Below are 11732 nucleotides of genomic sequence, written 5' to 3'. Positions count from 1 at the left end.
GGGTCCCGGCGCCGGGGCTCGGCGGGGGGCCCCAGCCCGAGCCCGCCGTAATGGCCCGGCTCGCCGCCCGGTCCCTCCTGCTCGATGTGGCGAGCTTCGGCGGGCTCGCCGTTGCCGTGGGGGAGCGGGGTCACATTCTCACCTCCCGGGACCACGGGAACACCTGGACGCAAGCCCGCGTGCCGGTGCGCGCCCTCCTCACCGGGGTTCACCTCGTCGACGACCGGCAGGGTTGGGTCGTCGGCCACGACGGCGTCATTCTCCACACGGCGGACGGGGGGGAGACCTGGGAGCTGCGCCGGTGGGCACCGGAGGAAGAGAAACCCCTCCTCCACGTCTGGTTTCGCGACCCGGAGCGGGGATTCGCCGTGGGGGCCTATGGCCTGCTCCTCGCCACCCGCGACGGGGGGGCCACCTGGACCGAGGAGCCCCCCTCGGACGAGGAGTGGCACCTGAATCACGTGGCCGGCTCCCCCGCGGGAAGAATCTACCTCGCGGCCGAGGCCGGCAACGCGTACCGCTCCGACGACGGGGGGGAGACCTGGACCGCCCTGCCCTCTCCCTACGAGGGCTCGTTCTTCGGAGCCCTGCCCCTGGAGGGGGACGAGGTGCTGCTCTTCGGCCTTCGGGGCCACCTCTACCGCTCGGAAGATGCAGGAGAGACCTGGGAGCCGGTGGAGACCGGCACCGAGGCGAGCCTCACCTGCGGGCTCCGGCTCCGGAACGGGAGCGTTCGGGTGGCGGGACTCGAGGGCACGGTGCTGCACAGCCCCGACGGGAGACCGCCCTTCGTCCTCGACGCACACGAAGACCGCAAGGGCATCTCCGCCCTGGCCGAAGCGGCCGACGGCAGCCTGATCGCCGTGGGGGACTTCGGGGTGCGGGTTCTGGAACGGTAGGCAAGAGGGACGGGAATGGGTGCTTCCTCGGTAGTATCGGCGCTCGAGCGCCTGGTGTTCGCCCGCCGACCCCTGGTAATCGGGCTGTTTGCGGCGGTCACCGCGGTCATGGCGGTGTCTGCCACCCAGCTGCGGGTGGACGCCGGGTTTGCCAAGCTCTTGCCCCTCAAGCACGAGTACATGCAGACCTTCCTCCAGTATCGGGACGAGTTCGGGGGCGCCAACCGGGTGCTCATCGCCCTCATGGCACGGGAAGGCGACATCTACACCCCCCAGTTCTTCGACGTGCTGCGGGAGGCCACCGACGAGGTGTTCTTCCTTCCCGGGGTGGACCGCACGCGGGTCATGTCGCTGTTTACCCCCAACGTGCGGTTCACCGAGGTGGTCGAGGACGGCATCTCCGGGGGCAACGTGGTCCCGGACGACTTCCAGAACACCCCCGAGGACCTGGAGCAGGTCCGCAGAAACGTGCTCAAGTCCAACTACGTGGGCCGGCTGGTCGCCAACGACTTCACGGGCGCGATCATCAGCGCCGAGCTCTTGGAAGTGGACCCCAACACCGGGGAGAGGCTCGACTACATCGGCGTGGCGGCGCTGCTGGAAGAGAAGATCCGCCAGCGCTTCGAGAGCGACGCGGTCGACGTCCACATCATCGGGTTTGCCAAGGTCATCGGGGACATCACCGCGGGTGCCCGGCGGGTGGTGCTCTTCTTCGCGGTCACCTTCCTCATCACGGCGGCCCTGGTCTACGTGTACGCCATGCGGCCCAAGCTCGCCGTCCCGCCCCTGATCTGCTCGGTGGTGGCGGTGGTCTGGCAGTTGGGACTCCTCCCGCTCCTGGGCTACGGCATGGACCCCATGGGGATCCTGGTGCCGTTTCTGGTCTTCGCCATCGGGGTGAGCCACGGGGTCCAGATGGTGAGCGCCAACGGCGCCGAGGTGTACGACGGAGCCGACGGCTTCACGGCGGCAAAAAACAGCTTTCGCCGCCTCCTGGTTCCCGGCGGTATCGCGCTCGCCAGCGACACCATCGGCTTCATTACCATCCGCTTGATCGACATCCAAGTCATCCAGGACATGGCGGTGACCGCGAGCCTGGGGGTCGGCTCCATCATCCTCACCAACCTGGTCCTTCTGCCGGTGCTCCTGAGCTACATCCACTATGACGACGCCTTCCGGGAAAAGATGCGCGTGCGCTCCGAGCGGGTGAACCGGGGGTGGCGCAAGCTCGACTTCGTGACCCGGCGCGGACCCGCCGCGTGGATCCTCGCGGGGACGGCGGTCCTCTTTGCGTTCGGAGCGTGGAAGGGCTCGGACGTGAAGATCGGGGATCTGCACCGCGGGGTGCCCGAGCTGCGCGCCGAATCCCGCTACAACCGCGACAGCGAGGTCATCAGCGAGCGATTCTCCATCGGCGTGGACATCCTGACCGTCATCGTGGAGACCGTGCCCGAGGGGTGCGTCGACTACGAGGTCATGACCACGGTGGACCGTTTCGAGTGGCACATGCGAAACGTCGAAGGGGTGCAGTCGGTGGTGGGGCTGCCGGGGGTCGCCCGGGTCATCACCTCGGGTTGGAACGAGGGAAGCCTCAAGTGGCGGGAGCTGTCGCGAAACAAGCTGGTGCTGGTCCAGTCGGTCACCTACGTGCCCACCTCCACGGGGCTGCTCAACGCCGACTGCAGCGTGCTGCCGGTGCTCGTCTTCACCGAGGACCACAAGGCCGAGACCATCGACCGGGTGGTGGCGGCCGTCAAGGAGTACCAGGCGGCCCATGGCTCCGACCGGCTGAAGTTTCGCCTCGCCGCGAGCAACGTGGGCGTGATGGCCGCCACCAACGAGGAGGTCCGGGCCTCCCAGTTCCCCATCCTCCTCTACGTCTTCGGGGCGGTCATCGCGCTTTGCCTGGTCACCTTCCGGTCGGTGCGGGGCACCCTGTGCATCGTCATCCCCCTGGGCCTCGTATCGCTGCTGGCCTACGCCCTCATGGCGGCCCTGGAGATCGGCCTCAAGGTCTCCACGCTGCCGGTGGTGGCCCTGGGGGTCGGGGTGGGCGTGGACTACGGCATCTACATCTACAGCCGGTTCCGGGACCACCTGGACCAGGGGCTGCCCATCGGAGAGGCCTACTGGATGACGTTGCGGCGCACCGGCAACGGCGTGGTCTTCACCGGCGCCACCCTCGCCATCGGCGTCGCCACCTGGATCTTCTCGCCGCTGAAGTTCCAGGCCGACATGGGCGTGCTCCTCACCTTCATGTTCCTCCTGAACATGCTCGGCGCCATCGTGCTGCTGCCCGCGCTCGCCTGCTGGCTGCTGCCCGAAGGGAAACGGGAAACGGGCGGTCCGTAGGGGGAACCGGGGCGGGGTCCGGGAGCCCCGGCCATTGGTCAGGGCCCCGTACCGCATCGACCGATCCGCCACACCCGGGGGAAAGCGCTAAGGCGTGGGGCACCGGCTCCGCGAGGGACCTCTCGTCCAGTTGGCGCGGATTGCGGGGTCGCTCCCGCCCCTCCTGGGCTACGCGACACTCGCCCTTCCTGGCCAGCGGCGAAGCGCAGGGGCTCCCGGACCCCGCTCGCCACCCGGGAGGCGGATCGCGGCCCCATCCCCGTTTGACCTCCCGCCGCCGGCTGTGGTACCTAGAGTGCCCCCGCTCGGGCCCGCCGGAGGAACCCACAACTTGCCCGTTTCCCAAGCTCTCGAATCCAGGATGGAGCCCCTTCTCGGCGTAGAGGCCTGCGCCCGGGCCGCGGTAGAGGCCGGGGCGCGCCTTGCCGTGGGGTATCCGGGCACGCCGGCCACGCCGGCGCTGGAGTACCTGCTGGCCCACGCCCCCCAGGAGATGCGGGTGGAGTGGGCGGTCAACGAGAAGGTGGCGGTGGAGATCGCGGCGGGACACAGTTGGGCCGGTCAGCGCTCCTTCGTGGCCATGAAGATGTCGGGGCTCAACGTGGCCTCCGACGCCCTGCTCTCCATCGCCACCTCGGGCACCCGAGGCGGCCTGGTGATCTACGTGGGCGACGACCCGGGCATGCACTACGGCATGGTGGAGCAAGACTCGCGCCTGTGGGCGCGGCTGGCCAAACTCCCCATCGTCGAGGCGGGCACGCCCCAGGAGGGGCTGGACCTGACCCGTGCCGCCTTCCAGGTCTCGGAGCAGGCGGAGATCCCGATCCTGGTGCGCGGCACCAGCACCACCGCCAACACCCTGGCGGGAGTCGCCCTCGGCGAGCCCGAGCGGCTGCGCCGCCCCAGCCAGGTGCCCTTCGATCTGGACCGCTACACCAAAGCCGGGGCGGCCCGGTGCCTGCGCCAGCACGCCGACACCCTGCGGCGGCTGGAGAGGGCCGGGGAGCTCCTGGCCACCTGGAACCGCGAGGAGACGGGGAACTGCGACCTGGGAATCGTTGCTTCGGCTTCTGCCTGGGGGTACGTGGCGGAGGGGCTGGACCTCCTGCCCCACCGGCCCCACCTCCTGCGGATCGCGGTCATGAATCCCCTGCCCGACGCCGCCATCCTGCGCGTGCTCCAGCGCTCTACCCGCGTGCTGGTCGTGGAGGAGATGGAGCCGTACGTGGAGGAGAGGGTCCGTGCGCTGGCTTCCACCCTGCCCCGCCCTCCCCGGATCCTGGGAAAGCACGACGGCCTTCTCCCCCAGGTGGGCGACCTGGATCCCGACCTCGTGGCCCCGGCACTGCACACACTGGCCGGCGCAGCCCCCCCGGCCCCTGCGCAGGTTCCGGCTCGGCCCGAGACCCGGGGCCGCTGGGCGCCCCGCCAGCTCTCCTTCTGCCCGGGGTGCCCCCACCGCTCCACCTACACGGCGCTCCAGCAGGCCATTGCCCGCGCGGGCTTTTCCCGGGACGAGGTGGTGGTCAGCGGGGACATCGGGTGCACCATCCTGGGCATGAACCCTCCCCACGACCTGTGCCGCACCGAGGTGGCCATGGGCTCGAGCATCGCACTCGCCCAGGGGTTCGCCTACGCCGGGCTCGACCGGCCCGTGGTGGCAGCCATCGGCGACAGCACATTCTTCCACGCCGGCATCCCCGCGCTCCTCAACGCCTCGGCCCGGCGGGTGAACCTCACCGTGCTCGTGCTCGACAACGGCTGCGCAGCCATGACGGGGTACCAGCCGGCCCCGGGAAACTTCCGCGGCGAACCGGGCTCCGTGGCCAACGCCCTGAGCATCGAAGAGCTGGCTCGCGCCGCCCGCGTACGCAGGGTGCGCAAGACGCTGCCCTACTTCACCCGGCGCCTCACCCGCATCCTGGCCGACGCCCTGGTGTCCCCCGGGGTCAACGTGGTCATCGCCGAGGCGCCCTGCGTGGCGCGCCTGCCCCACCGGACCGTCATCCCCTACCGGGTTCGGCCCGAGCGGTGCGCGGGGCTGCCCGAGTGCTCCCCCAGCTGCATCGAGGCGGTGGGATGCCCAGCCATGGACCTGGACGAGGCCACGAACCGGGTCGCAATCGACGCCGTGCGGTGTCTCGGGTGCGGCCTGTGCGCCGCTGCCTGCCCGGAAAAGGCCATCCGCCGGGACCTCAAGGCCAGAAGGCGCGTGGGTTGAACCTCGACGTGGTCATTGCGGGCGTGGGCGGCCAGGGGGTGATCACCCTGGCTACCGTGCTGACGCGAGCCGCAGTCCGCGAGGGGTATGACGCGCATTTCACGGCCCAGTCGGGCCTGGCCCAGGTGGGCTCGCCGGTGCTCGCCCACGCGCGGGTGGGCTCTCCCGCCGGCCCCAGCCCCAAGATCCCCCGGGGTCGGGCGCACTTCGCCGTGGGCCTGGAGCGTTTGGAAGGGATGAAGCTCGCCCCCTACCTCTCGCCGTCGGGGCGGGCCCTGCTCTCGGACGAAGCGGTGCGGCCCTACGAAGCCCGGTTCCGGAGGCAACGTTACCCGTCGCGGGAGCAGGCGGAGGAAGCCTACGGGACGACCCGCGTCCTCTGGGTACCCGCGCGCGAGCTGGCGCGAGCCCACGGCCCGCCCGCCCTGGTGAGCGCGGTCATGCTGGGGGTGCTGGCAGGCGTGACCGGCGTGGTGGAACGGGACCACCTGGTCGTCTGTCTGCGCGAAGCCCTCCCCGCCCAGGCCGAAGCCGAAGCGGAAGCGTTCTTCGGGGGCTACCGATACGTGACCGGGAGGGATGTGTAGGCGGGCGGTTGGGGGTTGGGCAACCTCTCCCTCACGTCTCACGTCCCGCCACGGCCGCGCGCAGGGGGCGGGCCAGGAGGGCGGCGAGGGCGACCTTCACGAGATCGAAGATCACGAACCACCCGAAGCCGAGGATCACCGTCCGAAACGCCTGGGCCTTGCCCTGGAAGACCGCCAGGTTGAGATAGAGACCCGCGACGCCGCAGGTGTAGACGACCGCCATCCCCAGGGTCAGCCCCGCCAGGAGTCTACCCCACCCGCACGCCTTCCCCCCATGGCCATGGACCACGAGCGAGATCGCCCAGGCCCCCAGCGCAAACCCCACCAGGAACCCAAAGGTGGGGTTGAGCACGTATCCCGGTCCGCCCCCGTAGGCAAACACCGGAAGCCCCAGGAGGCCCACCCCCAAGTACACGAGCTGGGCCATGAGCGCCAGCCGGGGCCGCAGGAGCACTCCGCACAGGTAGACCACGAGGGGTTGGAGGGTGAAGGGCACGGGGCCCAGGGGGAGCATGAGTTTCGCGCCGACGGCGGTCAGCGCCGCAAACAGGCCCGCAAGGGCGAGGTCGCGAGCGGGGGTGCGCGCCACGGGATTCCTCCTGTCCAGGTTCCGGGCGCGAAGCATAGGGGGGCAACAGATTGCTGTCAACCAAAAATATTTGACAGGTTTACTATGCCGCAGTCCGCTCTTCGGGCAGGAGCACCGACTCCACGTCCACCCCAGCCTCCGCCACCTCCAGGGTGGCGACCACCGTGCGCCGGAACGGTCTTTCCTGCCGCGGATCGGCTTCGGTGAGATCCACGTCGACGAGGCGACTCAGGGGCTGGCTGGCGGGCCCCCGCACCAGCCGCACCCGGGGCCTGAGGAGCGCCTGGTGGTTCTGCCGGCACACCACACCCACCTCTCCGGTGTCCAGCTGCACGATGGAGCCGATGGGATAGATGCCCAGGCACTGGATGAACTTCTGCACGTAGATCGGGTAGAAATCGGTCTTTCCCCACTCGTAGATCTTCTGCACCGCCTGGTGGCTGGGCATCCCCTTGTGGTAGACGCGGTCCGAGGTGATGGCGTCGTACACGTCCACGATGGCCGAGATGAGCCCGAATTTGCCGATGTGGAGCCCCTCGATCCCCCGGGGGTAGCCTCGGCCGTTGAACCGCTCGTGGTGGTTGAGGGCAACCGCCGAGCACTCGTCGGGCACGTCCGGGGTGCCCATGAGGATCTTGGCGCCGTGGAGCGGGTGGCCCTTCATCACGGCGAATTCCTCGTCGGTGAGACGGCCGGGCTTGTTCAAGATCTCCTCGGGCACCCGCATCTTCCCCACGTCGTGGAGCACCGCCCCGATGCCGAGCCGCCGCAGCTCCCCCTTCACGATCCCCAGGTGCCGCCCCAGGGTCAGGGCGAGCACGCTCACGTTGAGCGAGTGCTGGAAGGTGTAGTCGTCGAAGCTCTTCAGGCGCGAGAGACTCGCCAGGGCATCCCGATTGCGGAAGATGGAGTCCACCATCTTGTCCACGGTCACGGCCGCCCGCTCCCCGTCCACGCTCTTGCCCAGCCGCGCCTCCTGGAGGAGGTCCTGCACCATCACCTTGGCCTCGACGTACACTTCCTTCGCCTTGCGCAGTTCCTGCTCGAAGGGGGTGGCATCCCCCGGCGTCGCCGGTTCGGGCGCGTCGGGCTCCTCGGGTCCCGCAGGCGCAGACCGCAGCATCTCCTCCCCCACCTCGGCATCGGCTTCGTCCCGGGGCACCGCCCGGGAGCTGTCCACACCCCGGCGCGTGTCGATGTAGACCTCCTGGACCCCGTGCTGCTTCAGGAGGTCGATCTCGCCGGCGCTCTTGAGCTTCTTCTTGTTGGTGAGAAACGGATGGTCGAGCCAGGGGACGTTGAAGTCGTCCACGAACATCCCGACCTCCAGATCCTCGACGCGGACCTTCTTGATCACCGAAACCTCCCGCTCCTCGGCATCGCCGCCCGCGACCCGGGCCGCCACCCCCTACGGATCGGCCGTTTGGGGCACCGCTTGAACGAAAGCAGACGCGCACGCGCAAATGCCTTGGCGCGGCGCGACTTGACAGGGCTTCGAAGGAACGGGTATCAGTGCCCGTTCACGCTGGCCGGGGCGCGGAGGCCCCCACGGGAGGAGTCATGTCGTCCAAGCGGACTGTAAGCTTCGATCAGATGGTGCTGGTGGGCGTGGGGTGCCTGGTAGCCGGGTGGATCGTCGGCTTCGTCATGGGCTGGGGGCTCAAGGACACCACCGGCCCCCTGCCCCCGTCCGCTGCCGGGCCGGCGCCGGTGGTGGCGCCCCCCGGAACCGCGATGGGTACGCTCACCGCGGAAATTCGCGAGCTTCGCAACATCGTGGCGCAAAACCCCGGGAACGCCGCCGCCTGGACGCGCCTCGGAAACCTGTACTTCGACACCGACCAGTACATGGAGTCGATCGACGCCTACACCCGGGCTCTCGAGCTGGAGCCCGCCAACCCCGACGTGATCACCGACCGGGCCATCATGTTGCGCAGCATCGGAGACTTCGAGCAGGCAGCCGCCGAGTTCCGGCGGGCCGCGGAGCTCGCCCCCAGTCACCTCAACAGCCTCCTGAACCTCGGGGTGGTGCTGCGCTACGACCTGAACGACGTACCCGGGGCCATCCTGGCCTGGAGGAGCTACCTCGCCCGCAACCCGCCCGCCGAGATGGCCGAGAAGATCCGCCGCGAGATCGAGACCCTGCAAGGACAGTAGATGGCCGGCTGCCCGGCACATGCCCACAGGACGAACCGCGGGTCTCAGGTCAGAAACGGGCGGCCGGAATCGCACAGGCGTCACCAGAACCGTAGGGTGGTTCAAGCGAAGCGGACCCACCATTTCTCGGGAACAAGAAGTCAACCCGAGCAAGGCGGCGAGGGACCTTCGCCCTCCGGCTACCACCCCTCGCCGCCGGAGTGACGCGCGGGAGGTCCGGTCGGCGGCCTGTTCAGGAGGATGCCACCGGGCCACCGAGTCGTGAAAATGGCGGGGGCTATGCTCTTGTGCACGAGCGACCTCCGACCGGCCCTCGGTGTAGTATTAGCCCTTCCCGGCGGGAGCCGACTCCCTCCCATGGCCGGGTAGCCACGCTCTTCTGCCCGAGCCCCTCGCCTTTGACCAAACGAGCAACGTTCCCCCTCCGGGTCGTCCCCCCCTCCGACTCAACCCGCGACACCACCGACAACTGACGCCGCGGTGACGCTTGACCCGCACCGAACAGAGTCGTACCATTTTCGGTGCTGTCCACAGTGCGATTCAGGCAAGGAGGGAGGCTTCCATGGTGGCGATCAGCGCAAACGAACTGAAGACTCGGGGCATCGCCGCCATCGAGAGCGCGCTCGCGGACGAACGGGAGGCCACGATCTCGGTGCGGGGGAAGAACCGCTACGTGGTCATGCCCCTCGAGCAATTCCACTACCTGAGAGAGTGCGAGTTGGAAGCGGCGCTGGCGCAGACCCGGAGCGACCTGGCCACCGGCAGCGCGGTCCGCGAGAGTGCTGAAGCCCACGTGGAACGGATGGAGCGGGAAGACGAGGAATGAGGTACGTCCTCGTCTTCACCCAGCAGTATGAGAAGCGCGCCCGCCGCTTCCTCAAACGGCACCCCGAGCTCAAGCGCCCGTATGTGAAAACGCTGCAACTCCTCGAGGCCGACCCGTTCCACCCCTCCTTGCGCCTCCACCGGCTCGCGGGACGCCTCGCAGACCTCCACTCGGTCTCCATCACCCTGTCGTACCGCATCACCCTGGAGTTCCTCATCGAGGGCAACGAGATCGTCCCCGTGGACGTCGGGGACCACGACACGGTCTACTGACGGCCCCTCCGACGCCCCCAACCCTGGCACCCTGCCACAGGTTCGAGCCTCGGACCGCGCCACCACCTCAAGACGCCTCTTTCCTGCTCCGTTGGCCGGGGAAGCGGGCCAATGCACTTGTGCATCTACGTCCCCCCGTCCATCTACCACTTAGCCCTTCCCGGCGCGAGCCGACTCCCTCCCATGGCCGGGCAACAACGCTCTTCTGCACGAACGCCCCTCTCGCCCCGAACTGTCCCACTCGCCCCTCCCCCTCGCCCGTCCCCCTCGCCTTCGACCGTCCGGGTACCAGCGCCCTCGGAGACCTGCCGCGCATGCCCGGTCATGCCGTGGAGCTTGAGGCCCAGGGCCTTGATCACCTTCATCACGGTGGCGAACTCGGGGTTGCCGTCCGCGGACAGTGCTTTGTAGAGGCCCTCCCGCGCCAGGCCCGTCTCGCGGGAAAGCTGGCTCATGCCCCGGGCGCGGGCGATGTCGCCGAGCGCGGCGCGCACCAGGCTGCCGTCTCCGGGGTCCTCTTCGAGGCAGGCCTCGAAGTAGAGCACGATATCTTCTTCGGTCTTGAGGTGCTCCGCCGCATCCCACGGACGCAGATCGGGGGTCGTCATCCCGTCCCTCCTACAACTTCCGCGCCAACGTCTGCGCGGCGTTGATGTCCTTCGCTTGCGAACCCTTGTCGCCACCGGCCAACAGGATGATCAGCTCTGCGCCGCGCTGCACGAAGTACACCCGAATCCCGGCCCGCAGTGAATTCGCATCTCTGAAATACCTTCGCCCACCGGCGCGCAATCTCCCAGATGGCCCAGCCCGGCCTTGCGGAGCCGCGCCTCGATGCGGGCCCGCGCTCGCGCGTCGCGCAAACCTGCAAACCACGAGCGAAAGCGCTCGGTCGTCTGGATCGTCGTCACGAGGGGACTGTAACTCATAGGATACAAGCGATCAAGGTGGAAGAAACGGCGAGGGACCTTCGCCCTCGGGCTACCAGCCCCTCGCCGCTTTGCCCGCGCCACGGCGGGGCTCCTCTTCGCCGCCGGCCCCGGGGGCCGGCGGGCGGGACGGCGTCCGGTTCGACGAGGGCCTCCGGCCTCCTCTCCGAGCTGGGGCAAGACCAGGCGCAGCCCGAGGTTGTTGTTGCGGTTGTCGGGCCCGTTGTTGTTGCGGATCGCCGACCGCAAGTTCCACGGGTTGTTGTTCCAGCTGCCGCCGCGGATCACCCGGTTCGAGCCTCGGACGCCGCCCCTCTTCCTTCCTCTCCTCGTCCTTCCTGTCTGCCCCGCAGTATCGTCTGCCGGAACCCCCGGGCCGCCGCGTGGCGGGTAAAGGCCACCAGGGGCTGGGCCCGCAGGGCCGCTTCGGCCTCCCCGAGCCGCCCCTCCGCCACCCCGCGTTCCAGCGCGCCGAGCGCGTAGGGTGGGTCAAGCGAAGCGGACCCACCAACACCCTCACTCGCGTCCCACCTCCTCCGGCAGTGAGGGCTCACGCTCTTCATCCCAGCCGGCAGGGTATGATCCGTCGGCCACGTACCGCCCCAGGGTCGACCACGGCCAGTCGGCAGGCGACCGGCACAGACCGTGCTTCACGGGGTTGTAGTGGATGTACTCGCAGTGGGCCGCGAAGTCCCGGTCGTCCCGGATCGTGTGCTCCCAGAAGCGGCGCTGCCAGAGGCTCTTCTCGCCCGTGCGCAGGCGACTCGGGGTTGCGGCGGCCTTCGTGACCGGGGCCAGCGCTCTCGAAACAAATCCCTTCACCAGCCGCCAGCGCGTCGAGAAATCGCTGTCCCCCGGCGGGAGCGTCCACAGGCAGTGCAGGTGGTCGGGGAGCAGAACCCA

Annotated in this window: 11 protein-coding genes and 3 pseudogenes; 7 read left to right on the top strand and 7 right to left on the bottom strand. The window is 69.1% G+C overall.

Features of this window, described 5'->3' with window-relative positions; genetic code table 11:
- From AB1578_17120 to AB1578_17105, 4 genes are all read left to right on the top strand, one after another.
- Positions 1-899: YCF48-related protein (locus AB1578_17120; protein ID MEW6489621.1), on the top strand; the 899-nt coding region annotated here is incomplete at its 5' end.
- A gap of 15 nt (positions 900-914) precedes the next feature.
- Positions 915-3251 carry an MMPL family transporter gene (locus tag AB1578_17115; protein ID MEW6489620.1) on the top strand — a complete coding sequence of 779 codons (2337 nt, stop codon included), beginning with the start codon at positions 915-917 and terminating at the stop codon, positions 3249-3251.
- Between the two features lie 361 nt (positions 3252-3612).
- The gene (locus AB1578_17110; protein ID MEW6489619.1) at positions 3613-5472 is read left to right on the top strand and encodes a thiamine pyrophosphate-dependent enzyme; all 1860 of its coding nucleotides are present in this window, start codon (positions 3613-3615) and stop codon (positions 5470-5472) included.
- Positions 5469-6059, top strand: a complete 591-nt coding sequence (locus AB1578_17105; GenBank protein MEW6489618.1) for a 2-oxoacid:acceptor oxidoreductase family protein — start codon at positions 5469-5471, stop codon at positions 6057-6059. The genes AB1578_17110 and AB1578_17105 overlap by 4 nt, the downstream gene beginning before the upstream one ends.
- A gap of 31 nt (positions 6060-6090) precedes the next feature.
- On the opposite strand, the gene AB1578_17100 is transcribed toward AB1578_17105, so the two are convergent.
- Complete coding sequence (locus AB1578_17100) at positions 6091-6648, bottom strand: biotin transporter BioY (GenBank protein ID MEW6489617.1); 558 nt, start codon at positions 6646-6648, stop codon at positions 6091-6093.
- An 82-nt stretch (positions 6649-6730) separates the two neighbouring features.
- The gene (locus AB1578_17095) at positions 6731-8005 is read right to left on the bottom strand and encodes an HD-GYP domain-containing protein (protein ID MEW6489616.1); all 1275 of its coding nucleotides are present in this window, start codon (positions 8003-8005) and stop codon (positions 6731-6733) included.
- A gap of 203 nt (positions 8006-8208) precedes the next feature.
- Here AB1578_17095 and AB1578_17090 point away from each other — a divergent pair, with 203 nt between their 5' ends.
- The 3 genes from AB1578_17090 to AB1578_17080 all read left to right on the top strand — a co-directional run bounded on the left by AB1578_17090 (position 8209) and on the right by AB1578_17080 (position 9903).
- Complete coding sequence (locus AB1578_17090; protein MEW6489615.1) at positions 8209-8805, top strand: tetratricopeptide repeat protein; 597 nt, start codon at positions 8209-8211, stop codon at positions 8803-8805.
- A gap of 562 nt (positions 8806-9367) precedes the next feature.
- Positions 9368-9631, top strand: coding sequence for a type II toxin-antitoxin system Phd/YefM family antitoxin (locus AB1578_17085; protein ID MEW6489614.1), 264 nt, complete (start codon positions 9368-9370; stop codon positions 9629-9631).
- On the top strand, positions 9628-9903 hold the full coding sequence (locus AB1578_17080; GenBank protein MEW6489613.1) for a plasmid stabilization protein: 276 nt from the start codon (positions 9628-9630) through the stop codon (positions 9901-9903). The genes AB1578_17085 and AB1578_17080 overlap by 4 nt, the downstream gene beginning before the upstream one ends.
- A 311-nt stretch (positions 9904-10214) precedes the next feature.
- Here the strand turns inward: AB1578_17080 and AB1578_17075 are convergent.
- The 5 genes and pseudogenes from AB1578_17075 to AB1578_17055 form a co-directional block, all read right to left on the bottom strand.
- Positions 10215-10511, bottom strand: a pseudogene (locus AB1578_17075) (addiction module antidote protein).
- A gap of 10 nt (positions 10512-10521) precedes the next feature.
- Positions 10522-10811, bottom strand: a pseudogene (locus AB1578_17070) (type II toxin-antitoxin system RelE/ParE family toxin).
- Between the two features lie 258 nt (positions 10812-11069).
- Positions 11070-11117: pseudogene (locus tag AB1578_17065) on the bottom strand (hypothetical protein).
- The gene (locus AB1578_17060) at positions 11114-11284 is read right to left on the bottom strand and encodes a hypothetical protein (GenBank protein ID MEW6489612.1); all 171 of its coding nucleotides are present in this window, start codon (positions 11282-11284) and stop codon (positions 11114-11116) included. Before AB1578_17060 ends, AB1578_17065 begins: the two are co-directional and overlap by 4 nt.
- A gap of 61 nt (positions 11285-11345) precedes the next feature.
- Positions 11346-11732 (bottom strand): transposase (locus tag AB1578_17055; GenBank protein MEW6489611.1); only part of this gene is annotated, 387 nt, incomplete at its 5' end.

Source organism: Thermodesulfobacteriota bacterium (assembly GCA_040756475.1).
GTDB lineage: Bacteria > Desulfobacterota > Deferrisomatia > Deferrisomatales > JACRMM01 > JBFLZB01.
Note: the sequence above shows the minus strand (reverse complement) of the source record. Positions and strands in the feature narration are given on the sequence as shown.